18 protein-coding genes are annotated in these 25,206 nt (G+C 34.1%); 15 read left to right on the top strand and 3 right to left on the bottom strand.

From position 1 onward, the window contains the following. Positions 1–27 precede the first annotated feature (27 nt). From acsB to AB8U03_RS06155, 11 genes are all read left to right on the top strand, one after another. A complete protein-coding gene (gene acsB, locus AB8U03_RS06205; protein ID WP_369703679.1) occupies positions 28–2,154 on the top strand; it encodes an acetyl-CoA decarbonylase/synthase complex subunit alpha/beta in 2,127 nt (708 codons plus the stop codon). 83 nt (positions 2,155–2,237) lie between these two features. Next, positions 2,238–2,612, top strand: coding sequence for a glycine cleavage system protein GcvH (gene gcvH, locus AB8U03_RS06200; protein ID WP_369703678.1), 375 nt, complete (start codon positions 2,238–2,240; stop codon positions 2,610–2,612). 39 nt (positions 2,613–2,651) lie between these two features. Further along, positions 2,652–4,586, top strand: coding sequence for a corrinoid activation/regeneration protein AcsV (acsV, locus tag AB8U03_RS06195; protein ID WP_369703677.1), 1,935 nt, complete (start codon positions 2,652–2,654; stop codon positions 4,584–4,586). A 131-nt stretch (positions 4,587–4,717) separates the two neighbouring features. Next, entirely contained in the window at positions 4,718–4,912 is a 195-nt protein-coding gene (locus AB8U03_RS06190; protein ID WP_369703676.1) for a CooT family nickel-binding protein, read from the top strand. Between the two features lie 33 nt (positions 4,913–4,945). After that, positions 4,946–5,266, top strand: coding sequence for a zinc transporter (locus AB8U03_RS06185; RefSeq protein WP_369703675.1), 321 nt, complete (start codon positions 4,946–4,948; stop codon positions 5,264–5,266). Between the two features lie 134 nt (positions 5,267–5,400). Continuing rightward, positions 5,401–6,033: a DUF3786 domain-containing protein gene (locus tag AB8U03_RS06180; RefSeq protein ID WP_369703674.1), complete on the top strand. Its 633-nt coding sequence runs from the start codon at positions 5,401–5,403 to the stop codon at positions 6,031–6,033. A gap of 73 nt (positions 6,034–6,106) precedes the next feature. Then, on the top strand, positions 6,107–6,949 hold the full coding sequence (locus AB8U03_RS06175) for a formate/nitrite transporter family protein (RefSeq protein ID WP_369703673.1): 843 nt from the start codon (positions 6,107–6,109) through the stop codon (positions 6,947–6,949). Positions 6,950–7,132: 183 nt separating this feature from the next. Then, positions 7,133–8,572, top strand: coding sequence for an NAD(P)/FAD-dependent oxidoreductase (locus AB8U03_RS06170; protein WP_369703672.1), 1,440 nt, complete (start codon positions 7,133–7,135; stop codon positions 8,570–8,572). Positions 8,573–8,670: 98 nt separating this feature from the next. Next, entirely contained in the window at positions 8,671–9,930 is a 1,260-nt protein-coding gene (locus AB8U03_RS06165; protein WP_369703671.1) for an NAD(P)/FAD-dependent oxidoreductase, read from the top strand. A 4-nt stretch (positions 9,931–9,934) separates the two neighbouring features. After that, positions 9,935–10,321, top strand: coding sequence for a DUF1667 domain-containing protein (locus tag AB8U03_RS06160; protein ID WP_369703670.1), 387 nt, complete (start codon positions 9,935–9,937; stop codon positions 10,319–10,321). A 161-nt stretch (positions 10,322–10,482) separates the two neighbouring features. Next, positions 10,483–11,079, top strand: a complete 597-nt coding sequence (locus AB8U03_RS06155) for a DUF1836 domain-containing protein (protein WP_369703669.1) — start codon at positions 10,483–10,485, stop codon at positions 11,077–11,079. Between the two features lie 50 nt (positions 11,080–11,129). Here AB8U03_RS06155 and AB8U03_RS06150 read toward each other — a convergent pair whose 3' ends face one another. Continuing rightward, complete coding sequence (locus AB8U03_RS06150; protein ID WP_369703668.1) at positions 11,130–11,762, bottom strand: RusA family crossover junction endodeoxyribonuclease; 633 nt, start codon at positions 11,760–11,762, stop codon at positions 11,130–11,132. A gap of 208 nt (positions 11,763–11,970) precedes the next feature. Between AB8U03_RS06150 and tsaD the strand changes: the two genes are divergently transcribed. The 4 genes from tsaD to AB8U03_RS06130 all read left to right on the top strand — a co-directional run bounded on the left by tsaD (position 11,971) and on the right by AB8U03_RS06130 (position 20,963). After that, positions 11,971–12,996: a tRNA (adenosine(37)-N6)-threonylcarbamoyltransferase complex transferase subunit TsaD gene (tsaD, locus tag AB8U03_RS06145; protein WP_369703667.1), complete on the top strand. Its 1,026-nt coding sequence runs from the start codon at positions 11,971–11,973 to the stop codon at positions 12,994–12,996. Positions 12,997–13,487: 491 nt separating this feature from the next. Then, complete coding sequence (locus tag AB8U03_RS06140; RefSeq protein WP_369703666.1) at positions 13,488–16,922, top strand: pyruvate carboxylase; 3,435 nt, start codon at positions 13,488–13,490, stop codon at positions 16,920–16,922. A 214-nt stretch (positions 16,923–17,136) separates the two neighbouring features. Further along, on the top strand, positions 17,137–17,991 hold the full coding sequence (locus tag AB8U03_RS06135) for a patatin-like phospholipase family protein (RefSeq protein ID WP_369703665.1): 855 nt from the start codon (positions 17,137–17,139) through the stop codon (positions 17,989–17,991). Between the two features lie 50 nt (positions 17,992–18,041). Next, positions 18,042–20,963, top strand: a complete 2,922-nt coding sequence (locus AB8U03_RS06130) for an insulinase family protein (protein WP_369703664.1) — start codon at positions 18,042–18,044, stop codon at positions 20,961–20,963. Between the two features lie 61 nt (positions 20,964–21,024). Here the strand turns inward: AB8U03_RS06130 and AB8U03_RS06125 are convergent, their stop codons facing one another. Together AB8U03_RS06125 and AB8U03_RS06120 are read right to left on the bottom strand one after the other, a co-directional pair. Further along, positions 21,025–22,905 carry a carbon starvation CstA family protein gene (locus AB8U03_RS06125; RefSeq protein WP_369703663.1) on the bottom strand — a complete coding sequence of 627 codons (1,881 nt, stop codon included), beginning with the start codon at positions 22,903–22,905 and terminating at the stop codon, positions 21,025–21,027. Positions 22,906–23,117: 212 nt separating this feature from the next. Further along, positions 23,118–24,908, bottom strand: coding sequence for a carbon starvation CstA family protein (locus AB8U03_RS06120; protein ID WP_369703662.1), 1,791 nt, complete (start codon positions 24,906–24,908; stop codon positions 23,118–23,120). Positions 24,909–25,206: the final 298 nt, after the last annotated feature.

The following is a 25,206-nucleotide window of genomic DNA, read 5'->3' as shown; positions in this document are numbered from 1 at the left end:
ATATTTTAAATTAGGAGGGGCTAAAAAATGAATTTATTTCAAACTATATTCACTGGATCAAAACAGGCTTTAGCAGCAGCAGAGGGCATAGTTAAGCAGGCTGTAGATGAAAAGGGCAAAGACTATAAGGTAGCATTTCCTGATACAGCATATTCATTACCAGTAATTTTTGCAGCCACAGGAAAGAAGATAACTAATGTAGGGCAATTAGAAGAGGCTCTAGATATAGTTAGAAGCCTGATAGTAGAAGAAGAAATTCTTGACAAGGCTTTGAACTCAGGGCTTGCAACTGCCGTGGCAGCAGAAATAATAGAAGCTGCTAAATATGTGCTTTCAGATACTCCATATACAGAACCCTGTGTAGGATTTGTATCAGATCCAATAATACGTTCTCTTGGAGTACCGCTGGTTACAGGAGATATACCAGGTGTAGCAGTTGTACTTGGAGAATGTCCGGATTCAGAAACAGCAGCTAAAGTTATAAAAGATTATCAGTCCAAAGGATTACTTACGTTTTTAGTTGGAAAGGTAATAGATCAGGCAATAGAAGGAAAAGTTAAGATGGGACTTGACCTCAGAGTTATTCCTCTTGGTTATGATGTTACCTCTGTAATACATGTTGTAACTGTAGCTATAAGAGCTGGACTTATATTTGGAGGAATTAAAGGTGGAGCATTACAGGAAATGTTACAATATACTGCTGAAAGAGTGCCTGCCTTTGTAAATGCCTTCGGACCACTTAGTGAACTTGTAGTTTCAGCTGGTGCAGGAGCTATAGCACTTGGTTTTCCTGTAATAACTGACCAGGATGTAACAGAAGTTCCTACATTGTTGTTAACTCAAAAAGATTATGACAAAGTTGTTAAAACTTCACTGGAAGCTAGAAAGATAAAGATAAAGATAACTGAGATTCCGATTCCAGTTGCCTTTGCCGCAGCTTTTGAAGGTGAGAGAATAAGAAAAAATGATATGTTTGCAGAATTTGGAGGAGGTAAATCCGAGGGCTGGGAATTAGTTTTGAATGTGGATTCAAGTCAGGTTGAGGATCACAAAATAGAACTTATAGGACCAGATATAGATACAATAGAGAAAACACCAGGAAAAATGGATATTGGAATGTTGGTCAAAGTATCTGGGGTTAATATGCAGAAGGACTTTGAGCCAGTACTTGAAAGAAGGCTTCACTATTTCTTGAATTATATAGAAGGAGTAATGCATGTTGGACAAAGAAATCTTACCTGGATAAGAATAGGTAAGGAGGCTTATGAAAAAGGATTCAGATTGAAACATTTTGGAGAAGTAATATATGCTAAAATATTAGATGAATTTGGTTCAGTTGCAGATAAATGTGAAGTAACTATAATAACTGATCATGATAAAACTGTAGAGCTCAAAAATAAATATGCTATTCCAAGATATTCAGAGAGAGATGCAAGACTTGAGTCTTTAATTGATGAAAATGTTGATACTTTTTACTCATGTAATCTCTGCCAATCCTTTGCACCTGCACATGTATGCATAGTAACACCTGAAAGACTCGGACTTTGCGGAGCAGTTTCATGGTTGGATGCCAAAGCTACACTTGAATTAAATCCAACAGGACCATGTCAGGCAGTACCAAAGGAAGGTGTAATTGATGAAAATGCAGGTATTTGGGAAAAGGTAAACGAAACTGTTTCAAAAATTTCTCAAGGTGCTGTACAGAATGTTACATTATATAGTATATTACAGGATCCAATGACTTCCTGTGGATGTTTTGAGTGTATTACAGGTATAATGCCAGAAGCAAATGGTGTTGTAATAGTTAATAGAGAATATGCAGCTTCAACTCCTCTTGGAATGACATTTGGTGAACTGGCATCCATGACAGGTGGTGGAGTTCAAACTCCAGGATTTATGGGACATGGCAGACCTTTTATATCATCAAAGAAGTTTATGAAAGCTGAAGGCGGAATTTCTAGGATAGTTTGGATGCCAAAAGAATTAAAGGATTTTGTTGCAGAAAAATTAAATAAGACAGCTAAAGAGCTATATGGTATAGATAATTTTTCAGATATGGTATGCGATGAAACTATAGCTACAGAATCTGATGATGTAATGAAATTTTTAGAAGAAAAAGGACATCCTGCACTTACAATGGATCCTATAATGTAGTAAATTTAATACAAGGATAATAGGGACAAAGATAATTGTTACTATTATCCTAATAATCTAAAATTGTAAAAGGGGTGGTATTTATGAATTTCCCAAAGGAATTATATTATAGCAAAGAGCATACGTGGGCTAAGGTCGAAGGAGATACAGCGCTTATAGGTATAAGTGATTTTGCACAGGATCAGCTGGGTGAAATACTATTTGTAGAAATGCCGGAGGTGGGAGATGAAGTTGTAAAGGATACTTCTTTTGGAGTAGTTGAATCCTCTAAAAAGGCATCGGATACAATATCTCCATTATCTGGTGAGGTAATTGAAATTAACGAGAAGTTGGATGACGAACCCGAATATATAAATGAGGATCCTTATGATGCGTGGATAATAAAGATAAAAATAAAGGATGATAACGAAGTTAAAAGTTTATTAAGTTCTTCTGAATATGAATTAGAATTGAAATAGAATAGGGGCTGCTTTTTGAAAGGGAGGTATTTACAAAATATGGTGAAAATGAAATTTAATCCATATAACAAGGAAATAGAAGTTTCACAAGGAGATAATCTGTTAGAAGCCGTGAGAAAAGCAGGTATATTTATGGATACTCCATGTAATGGAAGTGGAGCCTGTGGGAAATGTAAGGTCAAAGTAATTAGTGGGAATGTGATTTCAACGAACAGCAGGCATATTACTGATGAACAGAAAAAAAGCGGATATGTGCTTGCTTGCCAAAGTATCATTGAAGGCAATGCAGTTATAGAAATACCTGAAACTGAATCATCTTCAATGCATGGAATGAAAATAGAAGACTTTTCCAGCAGGAGAGAAAAAGATATATTTCAAAGATCTAAGGAACAGATATTGAAAAGTGGTATGAAATTTGATACCTATGTAAAAAAAGAATATTTGGAATTGGATCCGCCAACCTTAGATGATAATATATCTGATTTTGAAAGATTAAAAAGGCATATAAAAAAACAACTTAATTATAATAATGTATTTTGTAGACTGCCCATATTGAGAAAAATACCTAAACTTTTAAGAGAAGCAAATTTTAAAATTACCATAACTCATATACCCAGAGGAAAAGGAAAAACTACAATTATCAATATAGAAAAGGGAGATAAAACCAAGGAACTTTATGGAGTGGCGGTGGATATAGGAACTACCTCTGTAGCAGCTTGTTTGGTTGATTTATATAATGGTGAATTAATTGCAAAGGCCTCTTCGGGAAATGCTCAAATAAAGTATGGAGCTGATGTTATAAACAGGATAATGTATTCTACCAAGGGCAATGGACTTGAGGAATTGAATCATGCAGTGATACAGGAAACTATAAATCCCCTGCTGAATAAGATGTATATGGATTCCAATATAAATAAAGATCAAGTGGTATCTTTTATTGTAGCGGGAAATACTACCATGTCTCATCTTTTTTTAGGGATATACTCAAATTTTATCAGGATGGAACCTTTTATACCAGCTTTTGTAAAGGCACCTTTTATAAAGGCCTCAGAGCTGAATATAGAGGTCAATCCTGAAACATTTATATATCTGGCACCTTCTGTAGCAAGTTATGTAGGGGGAGATATATCTTCAGGGGTATTGTCTTCAGGAATGTGGAATAGTGAGGAAAATATTCTTTTTATAGATCTAGGGACCAATGGTGAAATAGTATTTGGGAATAGTGAATATCTAATGACCTGTGCCTGTTCTGCAGGACCGGCCTTTGAAGGTGGAGAGATAAGTTGTGGAATGAGGGCATCAGCTGGTGCTATAGAAAAGGTCAGGATCGATGGCAATCATGAGCCCACCATCAGTGTTATTGGACAAGAGCAGCCTCTTGGCATATGCGGCTCAGGCATTATAGATTTAATATGTGAAATGATGTTTACAGGAATCATAGATAGAAGAGGTAAAATCATAAAAGATTTGAATACCAATAGAATCAGATTTGACGAACATGGAATTGGAGAATATATTTTATCATTTAAGGAACAGTATGATTTAGACAGGGATATCAGTATAACAGAAGTGGATATAGACAACTTCATCAGAGCAAAAGCAGCTATATATTCTGGAATTACTACATTGCTCAATAATTTGGCCATGGATTTTACTGCAATTGATAAAATATATATAGCAGGTGGTATAGGAAATAGCCTGGATATAGGTAATGCAGTGAAAATAGGAATGCTGCCGGATATAGAGCAAAGTAAAATTCACTATATAGGCAATAGTTCCCTTATGGGATGTTATTTGACACTTATGAGCGAAGATGCAAGGCATAAATTAGAAGAAATAGCTAATAGCATGACTTATGTAGAACTCAGTGTTGAATCGCAATATATGGATGAGTTTGTATCTGCCTGCTTTTTACCACATACGGATATAGATAAATTTCCTACCGTTAAAGAATGCCTTAATAAGTCTGTTTGAAAAACTTCAGGTTGGTATAATTAATATACTATTTTAATAGCATATTAAAAAGAGTATACTTAAATTAAGAAAGTATATAATCTGTAAGTTGATAATGAGGTTTTTGTGTGAGTTAAAGAGGAGGTAATAAAATGTGTGAATCAACAGCATATTTGGTAACACCCGAAGGTGAACAAAAAATTATGGAATATGTAGTGAATGTAATTCCAAAGGAAAATGGAAAGCTGTTTTTAGCGGATATTTTAGGAGAAGAGAAAATAATAGAGGGCATGTTAAAAGAGGTAAATCTTTTGGAGAATAAAATAGTCATAGAGAAAGCTGTGTAATTGCTGTTAAATGCAATATAGGAGGGATTTACTATGGATAATGAACATCAATGCCACACTCATGAGCATAGCCACCATGACCACATTCATACACATGAACATTGTCATGAAGGGGATCATCATAACCATGCCCATGATATATTGAGCGGTGAGGGAACTAAAGAGGAAAAAACATTAAAAATACTATTGGGTCACTGGATAGAGCATAATAAATCTCATGAAGAAGGATTTTCGGAATGGATGAACAAGGCCAGGGATATGGGAAAAGTAGAGACTTCACAATTTATTCAAAAAGCAGTGGAGTTTATGAAACAAGCGGATGATATGTTAAAGAAGGCAGAAGAACATATGTGATAATGCTATATTTTATATTTTTAGATAAATTTGATTTTTGAAGTATATTTTAAAAATCGAATTTATCTAAATTATTAATTAAAGCTGTATTAGTGCTGAGATTAAATAAAATTTAGTTTAAGGAGTGTAAACAGATGGATGAGAAGATTAATGCAGAGAAAAATAGGAAGGATAAAATACCCTATGATCATTACAAAACTGTATTTAAGGATTTTAATCCTGGGGTAATGGCTAAAAATACAGGATGTACTTTTAATGAGAATGCAGGAGAAATACTTGTAAAGTTAATGGGACAAGATTTAATGGTAAAATATCCTTCTGGAGAGATATATAGTGGAGACGGTTCTCAACTTGAAGCTTATCCTCCAAAAACCCTGATTTTAAGGTATTTAATTCATGGCAAAGGTGTGGAACCTTCCGATAAATACATGACCTATAGAGAAGTAGATGGGGGAAATGTATATTATAATAACTTCTATGGAAGATGTATTTTGAGGTTATCCAGAACCTTTGGAAATGACGTGAAAAGGTTTAAAAAAATATTTGAAAAATTAGGAGCAGAGAAAGTAGACATGGGTGATGCTGCTTATAAATTTCAATTTTTAAATAACATATATGTTATTTTTGCAATTTGGGAAGGAGATGAAGAGTTTCCGCCCTCATCCCAGATATTATTCAATAGCAATGTGCCTTTTTATTTTACAGCAGAAGATTTAGCAGTAGTAGGAGATGTATCCATAGCAACTATAGCAAAACTGACCTTATAATATATAATTATTATCTTGATTATATTTAGAATGTATGAGTTTAAATACAGATGTTATAAAGGGAGGGAAATGTATGGAAAGTAATATGTTAAAACCTAACGAAATATGTGATGCTGCAGTAGGAGCTGGATGTACTAAAGCAAAATTAAGGGTCTCTCAACAAGCAATATTGGGAATGCTGGCAGGGGCATTTATTGCAATAGGGGGAGTGGTTTCAGCAGTAGTATCTCATAGCATAACCAATGTGGGGCTTTCAAAATTTGCAGGAGGTGCTGTTTTCCCTGTAGGACTTATATTGGTTGTTATATGTGGAGCAGAACTTTTTACGGGAAATTGTCTTATGGCTGTACCTTTAGCAGGAAAAGAGATAAAATTCGGACCTATGATTAAGAATTGGGTGATTGTGTATATATTTAATTTTGTAGGATCAGTTGTCATAGCTTTTTTGGTATTTAAAGCAGGAGTTTTCGGAATGAATAGTGGAAAATTAGGCGGAACAGTTATAAAGGTGGCTTCAACAAAAGCAGCACTGCCTTTTTGGACTGCTTTCTGCAGTGGAATATTATGTAATTTTTTAGTTTGTCTTGCAGTATGGGGAGCCTTTGCTGCCAAGGATATAGTAAGCAAAGTGGTAATAATATGGTTTCCCATAATGGCATTTGTAACCTGTGGATTTGAGCATTGTGTTGCCAATATGTACTATTTAACGGCAGGAATGTTTGCAAAATCCAATCCTTCTTTTGTTGCGGCCTCGGGACTGTCACAGGATAAAATAATAAATGGCATGGGTATCCTACACAATTTAATACCTGTAACTCTTGGAAATATAGTAGGAGGAGTTGTACTTGTGGGTATATCCTATTTTATGGTATATAAACATAAACCTGCTGTAGAAAAAAGTCTTACTTATAAGTAAAGTGTAATTATAACAATTTGTTATCTTTTACTATTGAATATTATATATTTATATGATAGACTTAATTTAATTAGAGAATATAATAATGTATGGCAGAGTAAAAAGAGAGCCAAATTTTAAGATGTATATACGTCTTAAGGTTAGCTCTTTTTCTTTTTTTACTATTATAAGGAGGTATTTTTTATGTTTGATGTGACTGTTATAGGAGCTGGAGTTATTGGAAGTGCCATAGCAAGAGAGTTATGTAGATATAAACTTAGTATATGTGTTATAGAAAAAGATCCTGACGTGGGAAATGGAACCAGCAAGGCCAATAGTGCTATAGTCCATGCTGGATTTGACGCCAAACCACATACTCTAAAGGGTGAATTAAATTCCAAGGGGAATAAAATGTTTGATAAACTTTCCCAAGAATTGGATTTTCCTTTTAAAAGGATAGGTTCACTGGTAGTTTGTTTTGATAAAAATGAAATTGGGAATCTTGAAAAATTAAAGCAGCAGGGAATTGAAAATGGAGTTCCCAATATTGAAATATTAGATGGAGATAAAGTAAGGGAAATGGAGCCTAATTTATCAAAAGATGTAGCTGCTGCACTATATGCTCCAACGGGAGCAATAGTCTGCCCTTATGAAATGACTATAGCACTAGCGGAAAATGCGGTTGTAAATGGAGCAGAGTTTAAATTGAATACTAAAGTGATTTCCATAATTAAAGGCAGGGGATCCTATTTAATAAAGACTGATAAAGGTGATGTAGAAAGCAAAATTGTAGTCAATGCAGCAGGTGTATTTTCAGATGAGATAAATAATATGGTAAGTGATAAAAAGATACACATAGTTCCAAGAAAAGGGGAATATTGTTTATTTGACAAAGCAGTTGGAGATACGGTTTCAAGAACTATATTTCAATTACCTACAAAAATGGGGAAAGGAGTTTTGATTACTCCTACAGTAGATGGAAATCTTTTAATAGGTCCTGATGCAGAAGATGTAGGCAATAAAGAAGATTTAAATACCACTAGTAAGGGACTGGATTTCATAATTTCCAAAGCAGCCCTTAGTGTAAACCAATTGCCAATGAGGCAGGTTATAACATCATTTTCAGGATTGAGGGCTCATGGTACAGAGGATTTTATAATTGGAGAAGCAGAAGATGCTGAAAACTTTATAAATGCAGCAGGTATTGAATCACCGGGTTTATCAAGCTCACCTGCCATAGCAAGCATGGTTAGAGATATTATAGTTGATAAATTAAAACCGGAAAAAAATAGTGGGTTTAATCCTATAAGAAAGGGAATACCTAAATTCAGAGAAATGACTAATGAAGAAAGAAAAGATATTATTGCCCAAAATCCTAAGTATGGAAAAATAATATGCAGATGTGAAACTGTTACAGAAGGTGAAATAGTAGATGCTATAAGAAGGCCGCTGGGAGCAAGAAGTGTAGATGGAGTTAAAAAGAGAACAAGAGCAGGTATGGGACGATGTCAGGGCGGTTTCTGTGCACCTAGAGTAGTAGAAATTCTGGCGAGAGAACTGAAGATTTCACCGCAGGAGGTAACTAAATTTGGAGATCACTCAAACTTATTGGTGGGAAAAGACAAAGAGGATGTTCCAGTTTAAGTGTCAAGTCTGGTGAATTTTCGGTGCAGCCGAAAATATTCATCAATTATGAACTGTGCATTGCAAATTGTGAATTGGATAAATTGGAGGTTAGAGATATGGAAGAATATGACGTAGTAATAATTGGTGGCGGTCCTGCAGGGCTTGCAGCAGCCATATCGGTGAAAGAAGAAGGTATAGACAATATATTGATACTGGAAAGAGACAATCAGCTGGGTGGAATATTAAATCAATGTATTCACAACGGATTTGGGCTTCATACCTTTAAGGAGGAACTTACAGGTCCTGAATATGCCCAAAGATTTATAGACAAAGTGAAAGATATGAAGATTCAATATAAATTAAATACCATGGTGCTTGATCTCAATAAGGATAAAATTATAACAGCCGTCAATGAAGAAGATGGTATAATTGAAATAAAAGCTAAATCCGTAATCTTGTCAATGGGGTGCAGAGAAAGGCCAAGAGGAGCAATAAATATACCTGGAAGCAGATGTGCAGGAATATATACAGCTGGATCTGCTCAAAAGTTTGTAAATGTGGAAGGATATATGCCGGGAAAAGAAGTAGTGATATTGGGTTCTGGAGATATAGGACTTATAATGGCCAGAAGAATGACACTGGAGGGTGCAAAAGTTAAGGCAGTAGTAGAGCTTTTGCCTTATTCCAGCGGACTTAAAAGAAATATAGTACAATGCCTTGATGATTTTGGAATTCCATTGAAGTTAAGCTATACGGTGACAGATATAAAGGGAAAAGAAAGAGTGGAAGGTGTGACTATTGCGCAGGTTGGCAAAGATAAAAAAGTTATCAAAGGTACAGAGGAGTATATACCTTGTGATACACTGCTTTTATCTGTAGGTCTATTGCCGGAAAATGAGCTTTCCAGAAAAGCTGAAGTAAAATTGTCAAATATAACCGGAGGTCCTGTAGTGGATGAGAGTCTGGAAACCAATGTGGATGGAATATTTGCTTGTGGAAATGTACTTCATGTTCATGATTTGGTTGACAATGTTACTATAGAAAGTGTAAATGCAGGTAAAAATGCTGCTAAATATGTGGAAGGAAAGAGATTTAACGGTGATAAAATAGAGGTTTTAGCTGTAGATGGAGTGAGATACACAGTGCCTCAATATATAAATCCTGAAAATGTGGAAGAGTCAATAGATGTTAGATTTCGAGTTGGCGGTGTGTTCAAAGACAGCTTTATAGCAGTATATTTTGATGATGTCAGGGAGATGCATATAAAGAAGAGAATACTCACCCCGGGAGAAATGGAAAAAGTTAAGCTTACCAGGGCTTTATTGGATAAATATCCTCATTGTAAAAGAATAACCATAAAGGTAGAAGGGGAGTAATAGCATGGATACAAGAGAATTAACCTGTATAGGTTGCCCTATGGGATGTCAGCTTCTAGTTAAACTGGATGGAGCTAAAGTGGTGGAAGTTACAGGGAATACTTGTAAAAGAGGAGAAGAGTACGGAAAAAAGGAATGTACTAATCCTACTAGAATAGTTACTTCTTCCGTATACGTAGAAGGTGGAGAAATAGATGTAGTTCCTGTAAAGACAGAAAGGGATATACCTAAAGAAAAGATATTTGACTGTATAAAGGCACTAAAGGGAATAGTAGTCAAGGCCCCTGTAAATATAGGAGATGTTATATTAGAAAATGTAGTGGACTCAGGAGTAAATATTATAGCTACTAAGAAAATTGATAAGATTAACAAAAATAATAAAACTGCATAATGTAAAAGGCGTGGAAAATTTCTACGCCTTTTTTACAATAAACAATAATAATTATATGATACTTAAATTAGAGACGTAGTTATTCTATGTTATAATAGTATTGTTGGATATAAGGAAAATTTAATATATAATGTATTACTTGTGAAGTGGAGGATTTGAATATGGACAAAAATACATTGGAAAAATTAATAGAAGAGCTTCAGAATTTTACACAATTAAAACTTGAAAATATACCGGATATAGATCTTTATATGGATCAGGTAACTACATTTATCGAAGACAAATTAGGATATTTGAAAAGAAATAAAGAAGATAATACTATTACTAAAACCATGATAAATAACTATACTAAAGCAGGTATACTCATGCCTCCTAAGAAAAAAAAATATTCCAAGCAGCATATGATTTTAATTATATTGACTTATTATTTAAAACAAATCTTATCCATAAGTGATATCCAGAACCTATTTTCACCTATAGTAAATTCTATAATGTCGGGAGAAGATCATGAAGAAAGTTTAAACAACGTATACAGAAAGTTCTTAAAGATAGAAAATGATCAGGTAGAATCTTTTGTAGAGGACTTTGAGAATAAAATTAAAGAAGACAATATTTTAGATGAGAATTCGGGGATTCATACTGGAGATTCACAAGAAAATTTAGATGAACTTGTAGTGATTGTAATAATGCTGGTTGTAAAAGCCAATATAGAAAAAAGAATGGCGGAAAAGATAATTGATAATTTTTTTAAGAAGTAAGATATATACATAAATTTATATACTGGTATAAATTTATGTATAGTCAATAACTACTTAAACAGCTTGTTAAAACAATTTTTACATATTAGGGTATTTCCCTTGTCTGCGGATATTATTTCATTAGCCTGAAGAATTTTGCCGCAGATCTGGCATCTGGGATTTGAAGATTGTTCCCTGGAGGTTTGTATTTTTTTGTTATTATTATAAAGCTTTTTTCTATTAGGAGGAGATGAATAATTTATCTCTTCCTCTATAATATCATTTTCAAAAATATTATATTTTAGATTATAATGACTTTCACCAAATAGCTCCAGTTCAAATCTTGGATTACTTTCATCATAAAACTCTTCTATTATTATTTTACGAATTTGAGCGTCATTTATTATAAGACCGCTCTTCTCAATTCCATCAAATATACTTTTAGTTATATTGCTGGTATCAGGATGCCTTTTTTTACTTTTATAGTACACTTTTAATACAGCTATTAAGGATTCCGATATAACTGTCCCAGGATTTTGACTCCTGCATTCATAAGCTATTTGTTCTTCATACAGTGCATATCTGTCATGATATTTACCTGAATTGCAGGGTAAAATAGCTCTCCCGCTTATATTAAATAATTTAAAATTTGATTTAGTTATAGGAGAACCTTTTACCATAATTTTAGCATAGGATTTATTCATATTTCACTCCCCGGTATATTATTGAATTTAAAGATTAAATATATCTTTATCATACATTATACCATATATGATTTTACAATAAGTATTAAAGGTATATTAGGAAGATTAAACTTGAAACCATACTATACTGTAAAAAAAATAAGTAGTATAATTCAATGGTATAGATATAAAATCGTAATAACTTAAATGGAAAGGTAAAAGGTTATCTATGGATAAGGATATAAAAATATTGGCTATTGAAAGCAGCTGCGATGAAACTTCTGCAGCTGTAGTGATTAATGGGAGATATGTGTTGTCTAATATAATATCTTCACAAATAGATATTCATAAAAAATTTGGAGGTGTGGTGCCGGAAGTGGCATCTAGAAAGCATATAGAAGTTATAAGTATAGTAGTAAAGCAGGCCTTGGAAGAAGCTAAAATGGAATTTAAGGATATAGATGCCGTAGGAGTTACCTATGGACCGGGGCTTGTAGGCGCACTTCTTGTAGGACTGCAGTATGCAAAAGGACTTGCTTATGCACTTCACAAGCCTTTAATTGGAGTAAATCATATAGAGGGTCATATAAGTGCTAATTTTATACAATATAAGGATTTAGAGCCACCTTTTGTGTGCCTGGTAGTGTCTGGAGGGCATACTTATCTGGTTTACATGAGGGATCATGGAAAATTTGAAGTACTAGGTCAAACTAGAGATGATGCTGCAGGAGAGGCTTATGACAAGGTGGCTAGAGCTATTGGACTTGGATATCCGGGAGGGCCTAAAATTGATAAATTGGCCAGAGAGGGAAACTCTGGAATTATTAAATTTCCAAGGGCCAATTTTCATGATAATAGTTCTCTTGATTTTTCTTTCAGTGGGCTGAAATCTTCCGTATTAAATTATTTAAATCAGAAGGAAATGAAAAACGAACCTATAAATAGAGCTGATGTAGCGGCATCTTTCCAAGAAGCTGTAGTGAGTTTCTTAGTTGATAATGCATTAAAAGCATGCAAGTTAAAAAATGTAGATAAAATGGCTGTGGCAGGAGGAGTGGCAGCCAACACTTATCTAAGGGAGACATTGATTAGGAAGGGGCACGACAATAATGTAGAAGTCTTGTTTCCGGACTTTGTGCTCTGCACTGATAATGCAGCAATGATAGGAAGTGCTGCCTATTTTGAATATATTAAGGGTAATATCAGTTCCCTAAGTTTGAATGCCATCCCCAATCTAAAGCTAGGAGAAAGATAAGCAGAGAACCCAAATCTCTGATTTGGTGTGAATCGGTTAAGCAGACATACAAAATCTTTGATTTTAATATGGTCGCTTACTCTTTGAGCACTCATTCGACCAAAGGGAGAAGGAGTTTCACTGTGGCATACTATTGGATATTTTATCATAAATATAGAGTAACATAAATAATATATATGGTATACTATTTACAAAAATGTCTGTAGGATATATAATGATTTGTATCAATATTGATTTCGTAAATGAAAAAAAATTGCAAATATGTGTTGGATGTTAAACGAAAAAATATATGGTAACTAAAGGTTGAATATGGAATAAGGTATTAATTACATAGAAGCTGATTGAAACTAATATATGCAGGTGTAAAAAAATTCTAATTCAATTGAAATAATTTTAATACTTATATATAATAGTATTATGTTGCTCGAATTTAATGATATAACTAATAAATATGCAAAATATATAATTTTTATAAAGGGGATGGGTAATTTATGAGTAAATTTAAAAGAGTACTTGTAGCAAACAGGGGTGAAATTGCAATAAGAATATTCAGGGCTTGTGAAGAATTGGGAATAACCACTGTGGCAATATACTCAAACGAAGACAAGAGATCTCTTTTTAGAACCAAGGCAGATGAATCTTATTTAATAGGGAAGAGTAAGAATCCAGTGGAAGCGTATTTAAATATTGATGAAATAATAGATATAGCTTTAAGAAAAAAGGTTGATGCAATACATCCTGGATATGGTTTTTTAGCAGAAAACCCTGAATTGGCAAGAAGATGTGAAGAAGCCGGTATCGAGTTTATTGGACCAACCTCAGATATGATGGAAATGCTTGGTGATAAGATAAAGTCTAAAGTGGCAGCTAAGGAGGCAGGGGTACCTACCATACCGGGAGTTCAAAAACCCATAAGAACAGAGCAGCAGGCCTTGGAATTTGCCAGCTTTTGTGGATATCCTGTTATGATTAAGGCAGCAGCAGGCGGCGGCGGCAGAGGAATGAGGATAGTAAAAAAAGAAGAAGATCTTGTAGAATCATATAATAGTGCTAAAAGTGAATCTAAAAAAGCTTTTGGTTCGGAAGATATATTTATTGAAAAGTATATCGAAGGTCCTAAGCATATTGAAGTTCAGGTTCTTGGCGATAAATATGGAAATATCGTGCATTTGTATGAAAGAGATTGTTCCATACAGCGAAGACATCAAAAAGTAATAGAGTTTACCCCATCTATAGCTCTGTCAGATGAGAAAAGAAATGCTATATGCGAAGATGCGCTGAAGATTGCAAGAAGTGTAGGATATAGAAGTGCAGGCACATTGGAGTTTCTATTAGATAAAAATGGAAATCACTATTTTATAGAGATGAATACCCGAATTCAAGTGGAACATACAGTAAGTGAAATGGTTACTGGAATAGACATTGTTCAGAGCCAGATACTTGTTGCTGAAGGTTATGCACTGAACTCAAAAGAAATAGGTATAAATTCTCAAGATGATATTAAATTAAATGGATATGCTATACAATGCAGAATTACCACAGAGGATCCGCTTAACAATTTTGCACCGGATACTGGAAGAATAGATATGTATAGGACAGGATCTGGATTTGGAATAAGACTGGATGGTGGAAATGGATTTACAGGAGCAGTTATAAGTCCCTATTATGATAGTTTACTTGTAAAGGACATATCTTGGTCCAGAACTTTTGAGGATGCAATAAGAAAGTCCATACGTTCCATAAGAGAAACAGTTATATCAGGAGTAAAGACAAATGTGGATTTTTTGATAAATGTATTGAATAATGAAAAATTCCACAGAGGGGAATGTGATACAAATTTCATTGAAGATACTCCGGAGTTATTTAACATAGTTCCCAAGGTAGATGGAGAATTGAGAATAATGAAGTTTATAGGGGAAAAGGTGATTAATGAAACCCACGGTAAAAAGCCAAGTTTTAATGTACCTGTTGTTCCCAAGGTGCAAGAAGAATTAAAACTTAAAGGAACAAAACAGATACTGGATGAGAAAGGACAAGAAGGTCTTGTCAATTGGATAAAATCTCAAAAGAAACTCCTCATTACAGATACTACTATGAGAGATGCCCATCAATCTCTTATGGCTACTAGAATGAGAACCAGGGATATGTTAAAGATAGCACGGGCTCAATCAGTACTGGCAAAAGATCTGTTCTCCATGGAAATGTGGGGAGGTGCCACTTTTGATGTAGCATATAGATTTTTAAAAGAATCACCATGGGAAAGGCTTGAAAAACTTAGAGAAAAAATACCTAATGTCTTGTTTCAGATGCTTTTAAGAGGAGCTAATGCAGTGGGATATAAGAATTATCCGGACAATGTTATAAGAGAATTTATAAAGCAATCAGCTAATTCAGGTATTGATGTTTTTAGAATATTTGACTCTCTAAATTGGTTAAAGGGAATGGAAGTTGCTATAGATGAAGTATTAAATCAAGGTAAAATAGCAGAAGCTTGTATGTGTTATACAGGAGATATTATAGATGAGCATAAAGATAAATATACCTTACAGTATTATGTAAATTTAGCCAAAGAGATAGAGAAAACTGGAGCTCACATTTTAGGTATAAAGGATATGTCTGCATTGCTAAAACCCTATGCTGCGTATAAACTTGTAAAGGCACTTAAAAATGAGATATCCATACCAATACATCTTCATACTCATGATACCACCGGCAATGGAGTTGCCACACTTATTATGGCTTCTCAAGCAGGTGTGGATATCGTAGATACTGCCTTTAGCAGTATGTCAGGGCTTACAAGTCAGCCTTCATTAAATTCTATAGTGACAGCACTGCAAAATACGGAAAGAGATACTGAACTTGATGTGGATAATCTTCAAAAAATATCTAATTACTGGGAAGATGTAAGGCCTGTATATAGTCAGTTTGAATCTGGGTTAAAATCAAGTACTGCAGAAATATATAAATATGAAATTCCTGGAGGACAATATTCCAATCTCAAACCTCAAGTGGATAGTTTTGGATTGGGAGATCGTTTTGAAGATGTAAAAGACATGTACAAAAAAGTAAATAACATGGTTGGGAACATAGTTAAGGTAACACCTTCTTCTAAAATGGTAGGGGATTTGGCTATATTCATGGTACAAAATAATTTAGATGAAAAAAACATATATGACAAGGGAAAAACTCTGAACTTTCCTGATTCCACAGTTTCATATTTTAAAGGTATGATGGGTCAGCCCATGGGAGGATTTCCTGAGAAACTTCAAAAGCTGGTATTGAAAGGTGAGAAGCCTTTAGCGGGAAGACCGGGGCAATTTCTTCCACCTGAAGATTTTGCAAAGATAAAAGAATATTTAATGAAAAAGTATAAAAGAAAATTTGATGAAAAGGAAATTATCAGTTATGCTCTTTATCCTGATGTATTTGAGGATTATCTAAAGTATGTAGATGATTTTGGAGATCTCAGCCATATGGAAAGCAGTACCTTTTTTTATGGCCTCTCTGAAGGTGAATTTTGTGAAGTTGAAGTAGGCCAGGGGCGCAGTTTGTATATACAATTATTAGACATCACAAAAGCCGATTCTGAGGGTTATAGATTTCTGGTATTTGAGGTAAATGGAAATAAGAGAGATATAAGAATAAAGGATAAATCACTTTTTGCTGCTTCTGGGATTCAGGAAAGTTCATCTGTTATGGCAGATCCAGATAATGATAAAGAAATAGGAGCAAGTATTCCGGGAAATATTATCAAGATACTGGTAAAAACAGGGGATGAAATTAAGAAAGGCCAGAGTTTAATTGTAATAGAGGCTATGAAAATGGAGACAAATGTTACGTCATCTGTTTCAGGTGTAGTTGAAGGGGTGTTTGTAAAAGAAGGACAAAGAGTTAAAACTGGTGAACTCTTAATCAAATTGAAATAATAAAACTGAGAAAAATAATCATATAATAAGCACTGTTAAAAATTCTTCGGCAAATAGAATTTCAACAGTGCTTATTTATTTTATCAAGTTTATATATTTTAAAATTTAATATCATAACTTCACTAACTGAACTAGATATGTTAGAATAATATATTAATAATAAAGTTTTACCTGGGAAATATATAATATACAGAATGAAAGAAGGGCAAAATTTATGGAGAATATAGGATTGGTTTTAGAAGGCGGAGGAATGAGAGGACTGTATACTGCTGGGGTATTGGACTTATTTATGGAAAAAAATTTATATTTACCTTATATTATAGGGGTTTCTATGGGAGCTTGTAATGCATGCTCATATATTTCGCGACAAAAGGGAAGAAATAAGAAGATAAATATAAACTATATAGATGATCCAAGGTATCTAAGTTATAGAAACCTCATATTTAAAAAGGGGATTTTTGGAGCGGATTTTATATTTAATGAAATACCAAACAAACTGGAGATATTTGATATAGATACTTTTAATAGTGCAAAAGAAAAATTTATAGTTGGTACTACAGATTGTAATAGCGGTAAATCAGTATATTTTGAAAAAAATGAGTGTCAGAACAAAGAAATATTTAAAGCAATAAGGGCCTCCAGCAGTCTGCCATTTATGGCCTCCATGGTGAAATTCAGAGGATTGAATCTATTGGATGGAGGAATTTCGGATCCCATACCCATAAAAAAATCTATAAAAGATGGCAATAAAAAAAATATAATTATTTTAACGAGGAATAATAATTATGTAAAAAAACCTTTTAAGATGAAACTTTTAGCCAGAAAAATATATTCTGGTTATGACGGACTGGTTGAGGCCATGATCAACAGGTACAGAAAGTACAACAGTACTTTAAGTTATATAGAAAAGCTTAAAAGAGAAGGTAAAGTTTTTGTAATCAGACCTAAACAGCCATTAAAGGTGAAGAGAATAGAAAAAAATAAACACAGACTTACGGAATTATACAATCAGGGGTATAGAGAAGCATCAGAGTGTTATGATAAATTAGAGAGTTGGATTAAGGAATAAGAAGATTCATATAGGTAAAGTAAATAAAATTATAAAGGAGAATTGGTGACATGCATGTAGGGGAAATGTATAGTGGTTTTAAACTGCTGGAACAAAAAAAACTAGAGGAGATAAACTCTGTTGGAATGCTTTTTCATCATGAAAAAAGTGGTGCAAGATTATTCTTTTTAAAAAATGAAGATGATAATAAGGTGTTTTCAATAAGCTTTAGAACTCCACCAGATGACAGTAGAGGGGTACCGCATATACTTGAACATTCTGTACTCTGTGGTTCAAAAAAATTTCCGGTGAAAGAACCTTTTGTAGAATTGGTAAAAGGTTCACTTAACACTTTTTTAAATGCAATGACTTTTCCTGATAAGACCATGTATCCGGTGGCCAGTGTAAATGACAAGGATTTTGTAAATCTTATGGACGTATATCTTGATGCAGTTTTTCAACCTAATATATATAAGTATCCTGAAATTATGATGCAGGAAGGATGGCATTATGAGCTTAACAGCAAAGAAGATGATATGACATATAAAGGTGTGGTTTACAATGAGATGAAGGGAGCATTTTCATCTCCAGAATCAATATTATTTAGAAAGATGCTTGAATCACTTTATCCTGATACTCAATATGGAGTAGAATCCGGAGGCGATCCTGATGTAATACCACAACTTACACAGCAGCAATTTTTGGATTTCCACAGTAGGTATTACCATCCATCCAATAGTTATATATATCTGTATGGCGATATGGATATACAGGAGAAACTTAAATTTTTGGACAGTGAATATTTAAGTCATTTTACCAAAAGAGAAGTAAACTCTGCCATATTGACACAGAAACCTTTTGACAAGCAGAGAGAAATGATAATAGAATATCCTATTTCCAGTGCTGAAAAAGAGAAGGATAAGACTTTTTTAAGTATGAACTATTCTATAGGCACAGCTGTAGATAATGAATTGTATTTAGCATTTGATATACTTGAGCATTTGCTTTTGGAGACCCCATCCTCTCCTCTTAAAAAGGCATTGATTGATGCAGGTATAGGTAAAGATGTATTTGGAGTGTTTGAATCCGGCATGCTTCAACCCATGTTTGGAATAGTAGTTAAAGGCTCCAATGAAAAAGAAAAAAATAGATTTGAAGAAATAGTTGAGAAAACTTTGGAAAATATTATAACTAAGGGTATTGATAAAAAGTTGATGGAGGCATCTATAAACATAAAGGAATTTCAGCTTAGAGAAGCAGATTATAAAGGATATCCCAAGGGATTAATATATGGAATGAAGTGTATGGACAGCTGGCTATATGATGAAGAACCATGGAACCATCTTACTTATGAATCCGTATTAGATAAAATAAAATCCCAGTTAGACAATAAGTATTTTGAAAACCTTATTGATAAATATATTCTAAAGAATAAACACAGTTCTATGCTCATAGTTAAACCTAAAAAGGAACTTGAAGAAAAAAAGGATGCACTGTTAAAGGAAAAATTGAAAGCCTTTAAAAACAGCCTTTCAGATGATGAAATTGAAAAGATAATTCAAGATACATTAAAATTAAAGAAAAGACAGATAACCCAGGATAGTAAAGAGGATTTGATGAAGATACCTCTTTTGTCCATAGAAGATATAGAACCTGACGCTAAAAAGCTACAACTTACAAAAAAGAAAATTGGGGAAATGGAAGTGCTGTTTTATCCTGTATTTACCAATGGGATTTATTATATAAATCTGTATTTCAATACAGAGGGTGTAAAAGAAAAATTGATTCCATATATATCAATTTTAAGTACAGTGCTTGGAAAGATCAGTACTGAAAATTATTATTATGAGGATTTGGCAAAAGAAATAAATATATATACAGGTGGAATAAACTATTCATCTCAACCTTTTGCAAAAAATGGAGACAGCAGAGAGTTTTACCCTAAGTTTATAGTAAGCTCGAAGGTACTTGTAAATAATCTGGGAAAATTGATTTCAATATTAAATGATGTAATAAATCATACTAAATTTGATGAGAAAAAAAGGTTGAAGGAAGTAATTGAGGAAACCAAATCCAGAATTGAAATGACTATTTTTGAAAAAGGTCATGTAGTGGTTGCAAATCATGTATCTTCATACTTTTCTCCCATGAGTAAATATGAGGATATGTTGGGCGGACTGGAATTTTATAAATTTATATCTGATCTGGAAAATAACTTTGAAAATAAGGCAGAGGAAATAAGTGAAAATCTAAAGGAAGTTTCCAAGGAAATATTTAATAAAAATAATTTGATTTTAAATATTACCTGTGATGAAGCGGATTATGATAATTTTGAAAGTAATATAGATGGTTTGCTGTCTGGATTGAAAGACAATAAAGCACCTAAGATTCCATATGAATTTGATTTAGAGGCTAAAAATGAAGGGCTTATGACCTCTTCAAAAATACAATATGTAGCTAAAGCGTATAATTATATTGAGCTTGGATATTCCTATAGTGGAAGCTTGCAGGTCTTAAGATCCATAGCAAATTATGAATATCTGTGGAATCAGGTAAGAGTTCAGGGGGGAGCATATGGAAGTTTTGCCTCTTTCCAGAGAAATGGCAATATGTTTTTTACCTCTTATAGAGATCCTAATTTAAAACATACAATTGAAGTGTATGACAGGGCCGGTGAGTTTTTTAAAAATTTTAGTGCAGATAATAGACAGATGAATAAATATATAATAGGGACCATATCAGATCTGGATTCTCCCCTTTCACCCTCTATGAAAGGAGAACGTGCCGTGGAAAATTATATAAGGCATGTGACTTATGAAGATTTACAAAAAGAAAGGAAAGAAATATTAAATACCAAAGTGGAAGATATAAAAAGATTTTCAGAACTTATTTCCAGTGCAATGGATAAAAATAATATATGTGTTCTGGGAAATGAACAAAAAATAAAGGAAAATAAAAATATATTTAAAAGTTTAGTAAATTTATTTGAGTAAATAAAGTGCCTATAAAAATCCACAATGTGAATAAGTTTTTATTCACATTGTGGATAAGTTTTTATGCCATAGTATCTTTTTCAGGAGATTTTATATTTTTAAAATCCCTTATCCATACTTTAACACTTTCGTATATTATAATTACGAGAAGTACCAGAAGTATTATAGAAAGTACGGCTAGAAGTATTTCACCTTTAGGCAAATAATTGCCGAATATATTTGAAAAGGCAGCTGTAACAGTTATTATGGTTATAGCTATCATTGGAATTACGGTTATCATGGCATATTTCTGTTTGCCCATTTTTATGATTATTGTAGTACCAATGGCAAAAGCTATAGCCGCCAGCATCTGGTTTGCTGTACCAAACATTGGCCAAATGGTAGATATATTGCCGGTATAAAGTAGGTATCCCCAGGTAAAGGACATCAAAAGACTAAAGAATACTATATTTGGCCAGGAATTTTTCTTTGCAAAAGGTTTGTATACCTTACCAAATAGATCTTGAAGTAAATATCTGCCTACTCTGGTGCCGGAATCTATGGTAGTTAAAATAAATAATGCTTCAAACATTATACAGAAGTGGTACCAATAAGACATTAGGCCTTTCATACCCGGTATTTTGTAGAATACGTAAGACATGCCTACTGCCAGGGATACGGCACCACCAGGTCTGCCTGCCAGGTTTTCTCCCACCATTTGTGACAGCATAGGTAGTTCCTTTGGAAGCATACCTAGTTTTGCAAATACAGCCGGCGTTGAATTTATTGCAAAATAATCTGCAGTTGGAAGGCAGGTCGCAGCTATTAGTGCCATCAGCGCTATAAAGGATTCTATGAGCATTGAACCAAAGCCTATAGGAAGTATATCTCTTTCATTTGAAATAAGTTTAGGTGTAGTACCAGAACCTATAAGCGAGTGAAATCCTGACAGTGCACCACAGGCTATAGTTATAAATAAGAATGGAAATACCTTTCCGGGCACAATAGGTCCTCCGCCGCCTATAAATTTAGTAAGGGCTGGCATCTGAAGGGTTGGTCTAACCAGTATAATACCTATTACCAGTAATGCGATAACGCCCAATTTCATGTAGGTGCTTAAATAATCCCTTGGCAATAGCAAGAGCCATACAGGTAAAACAGCAGCACAGAAACCGTATACAGCTAAAATAAGTGACATCTGCTTGGTATTAAAAGTTAAATAAGGAGCCAAGGCAGTATGTTGAATATAAGGTCCTAATATAACTCCTACTAGTATAAGTACCATGCCTATGACCGTACCTTCGGCTATTTTACCAGGTCTTATAAATCNAGTATGTTGAATATAAGGTCCTAATATAACTCCTACTAGTATAAGTACCATGCCTATGACCGTACCTTCGGCTATTTTACCAGGTCTTATAAATCTAAGATAAATACCTATGAAAATTGCTACTGGAATGGTAAAACCAACTGTAAAGGTACCCCATGGACTGTTGTAAAGTGAATTGACAACAGGAAGTCCAAGACCTGCCATGCTTATTATCAGTATGAATATAACTGCAATTGAGGTTACAAATCCCATTCTTTCCCCCAGATTTTTTCTGGCAATTTCAGCAATGGACTCACCATCTTGTCTAACTGAAGCAAACAGGATTACCATGTCATGAACAGCACCTGCAAATACACCTCCAATTAAAATCCAGAGTGTACCTGGTAGATACCCAAACTGGGCGGCTAAAACTGGTCCGATTAATGGACCTGCACCTGCTATTGCGGCAAAATGGTGTCCAAGTAATATCCACTTGTTTGTAGGAACATAGTCATGTCCATCTTCAAATTTTTTAGATGGTACTTCTCTGGTTTCATCCAAGACCAGGACCTTTGCGGCTATAAATGATCCATAAAACCTATAGCCTAAAACCAGTACAAGAGCTCCTATAATTACCAGCACTATCGAGTTCATGTAAACTCCCCCCTATAAAATATTGACACAAGTTGTCAAGTATATTATAGCATGAATTTTCAATTAATTCAGCCAATATGAGATGAAGCGACAAAAATAGAGTATAAATGGTATTAATTCAAATGTAAACGATATCTGAAAACCTTAGGTTCTGACCTCATGGTGTCTTAAAAAAAGGTTGTCTCAAAATTTATTTTGAGACAACCTCATTGTTAGATAACTTTGTTTTCGCTGACTTTGTCAAAGTCTCCGGATTTTAAATCTGAAATCCAGTGTCTAATACTCTCGTAGAGTATAACTATTAATATAGCTATTAGTATAAAAGATAATATTGTAAGTAAGGTTTTGCCATTTGGTATATAATTCCCAGTTATATTTTCAACTGATGCTGTTAATGTTGCCACGCTTATAAAGGCCATTGGCAGTACTGTAAGTGGTATATATTTTTTCTTGCCCATCCGTATAAGCACTGAAGTACCAATTGCAAAGGCTATAGCCGCCAGACTCTGATTGGCTACACCAAACAGAGGCCAAATGGTTGATATATTACCCGTATACAGCAAGTAGCCCCAGGCAAATGACATGATAAAACTAAATAATATTATATTAAACCAGGAATCTTTTTTAGCAAGAGGTTTATACAAATTGCCGGCCAAATCCTGAATTAAATATCTTCCTATTCTGGTGCCTGAGTCTATAGTAGTTAAAATAAATAATGCCTCGAACATTATGCAGAAATGATACCAATAGGACATCAGCTGTTCCAGACCTGGTATCTTATAAAATACATAAGACATACCAACTGCCAGAGATACGGATCCTCCAGTTCTTCCAGCTAATTGTTCCCCCACCATCTGAGACAACATAGGTAATTCCTTTGGAACCATGCCTAATTTTGCAAATACAGCTGGTGCGGAGTTTATTGCAAAGTAATCAGCAGTTGGAAGACAGGTTGCAGCTATTAAAGCCATTAAAGCTATAAAAGATTCTATAACCATGGAACCATATCCTATAGGAAGGATATCCTTTTCATTTGAAATGAGCTTAGGTGTAGTACCTGTACCAATTAGTGAATGAAAACCTGATAAGGCACCACAAGCTATGGTTATAAATACAAATGGAAATACCTTACCGGGAACAATAGGTCCGCCGCCGCCTATAAATTTAGTAAGGGCCGGCATCTGAAGGGTTGGTCTGACCAGTATAATACCTATTACCAATAATGCTATAACACCCAGCTTCATGTAAGTGCTTAGATAATCTCTTGGCAGCAGTAAAAGCCATACAGGAAGAACAGCTGCGCAAAAACCATATATAGCTAAAATAAGTGACATCTGTTTGGTATTAAAAGTTAAATAAGGAGCTAGAGCAGTATGTTGAATATAAGGCCCTAAGACAACTCCAAGTAGTATAAGTGCCATACCAATAATTGTGGCTTCAGCTATTTTGCCTGGCCTTATAAATTTAAGATAAATACCTATGAAAATTGCTACTGGAATGGTAAAACCAACTGTAAAGGTTCCCCATGGACTGTTGTAAAGTGAATTAACAATTGGAAGGCCCAGACCTGCCATTGTTATTATTAATATGAATATTACTGAAATCGATGTGATATAACCCATTCTTTCACCCAGGTTTTTTCTGGCAATCTCTGCAATAGATTGTCCATCTTGCCTGACTGAAGCAAATAGAATTACCATGTCGTGGACTCCTCCAGCTAGTACACCACCAATTAATATCCAAAGTGTACCAGGAAGATAACCAAATTGAGCAGCTAAAACTGGTCCTATTAGTGGCCCAGCACCTGCAATTGCAGCAAAGTGATGACCAAGTAATATCCACTTGTTAGTGGGAACGTAATCATGTCCATCCTCAAACTTTTTAGATGGCACTTCTCTAGTTTCATCTAAAACCAGTACTTTGGCTGCAATCCAGGAGCCATAAAACCTATAGCCTAAAACCAGTACAAGAGCACCTATAATTACCAGTACTATTGAATTCATAAAAAGACCTCCTCTAAAATTTAGCAAGTAATAAAATAATTAATGCCTAATTGACTGTATAATTAATGATAATATGAATTTAATAATTTTTCTATCTAAATACTCTGAAATGATAAAAAAATACAATAAAAAGTCAAAATATAGGCCTCAGTGACATTTTGATTATCCATATGCTTGATTTTGTTATATAATTATATATAGAAATAATTTAAGTGTATGAGATTTACTTAATAATAAAATTTTTATGGCAATTATAAGTATTTTTCGATAGAATAATATATGTAACATAGTCTTTAGG

The organism is Clostridium moutaii (assembly GCF_041205085.1).
GTDB lineage: Bacteria > Bacillota > Clostridia > Clostridiales > Clostridiaceae > Clostridium_B > Clostridium_B moutaii.
Note: the sequence above shows the minus strand (reverse complement) of the source record. Positions and strands in the feature narration are given on the sequence as shown.

Bases quoted from the DNA above. Each gene is read 5' to 3' on its own strand.
- AB8U03_RS06180 (WP_369703674.1), top strand. From the start codon at position 5,401: ATGGATGAGAAGATTAATGCAGAGAAAAATAGGAAGGATAAAATACCC.
- AB8U03_RS06130 (WP_369703664.1), top strand. From the start codon at position 18,042: ATGCATGTAGGGGAAATGTATAGTGGTTTTAAACTGCTGGAACAAAAA.
- AB8U03_RS06150 (WP_369703668.1), bottom strand. From the start codon at position 11,762: ATGAATAAATCCTATGCTAAAATTATGGTAAAAGGTTCTCCTATAACT.
- AB8U03_RS06155 (WP_369703669.1), top strand. From the start codon at position 10,483: ATGGACAAAAATACATTGGAAAAATTAATAGAAGAGCTTCAGAATTTT.
- AB8U03_RS06175 (WP_369703673.1), top strand. From the start codon at position 6,107: ATGGAAAGTAATATGTTAAAACCTAACGAAATATGTGATGCTGCAGTA.
- gcvH (WP_369703678.1), top strand. From the start codon at position 2,238: ATGAATTTCCCAAAGGAATTATATTATAGCAAAGAGCATACGTGGGCT.
- AB8U03_RS06160 (WP_369703670.1), top strand. From the start codon at position 9,935: ATGGATACAAGAGAATTAACCTGTATAGGTTGCCCTATGGGATGTCAG.
- acsV (WP_369703677.1), top strand. From the start codon at position 2,652: ATGGTGAAAATGAAATTTAATCCATATAACAAGGAAATAGAAGTTTCA.
- AB8U03_RS06120 (WP_369703662.1), bottom strand. From the start codon at position 24,908: ATGAATTCAATAGTACTGGTAATTATAGGTGCTCTTGTACTGGTTTTA.
- acsB (WP_369703679.1), top strand. From the start codon at position 28: ATGAATTTATTTCAAACTATATTCACTGGATCAAAACAGGCTTTAGCA.
- AB8U03_RS06190 (WP_369703676.1), top strand. From the start codon at position 4,718: ATGTGTGAATCAACAGCATATTTGGTAACACCCGAAGGTGAACAAAAA.
- AB8U03_RS06170 (WP_369703672.1), top strand. From the start codon at position 7,133: ATGTTTGATGTGACTGTTATAGGAGCTGGAGTTATTGGAAGTGCCATA.
- AB8U03_RS06165 (WP_369703671.1), top strand. From the start codon at position 8,671: ATGGAAGAATATGACGTAGTAATAATTGGTGGCGGTCCTGCAGGGCTT.
- AB8U03_RS06140 (WP_369703666.1), top strand. From the start codon at position 13,488: ATGAGTAAATTTAAAAGAGTACTTGTAGCAAACAGGGGTGAAATTGCA.
- AB8U03_RS06135 (WP_369703665.1), top strand. From the start codon at position 17,137: ATGGAGAATATAGGATTGGTTTTAGAAGGCGGAGGAATGAGAGGACTG.
- AB8U03_RS06185 (WP_369703675.1), top strand. From the start codon at position 4,946: ATGGATAATGAACATCAATGCCACACTCATGAGCATAGCCACCATGAC.
- tsaD (WP_369703667.1), top strand. From the start codon at position 11,971: ATGGATAAGGATATAAAAATATTGGCTATTGAAAGCAGCTGCGATGAA.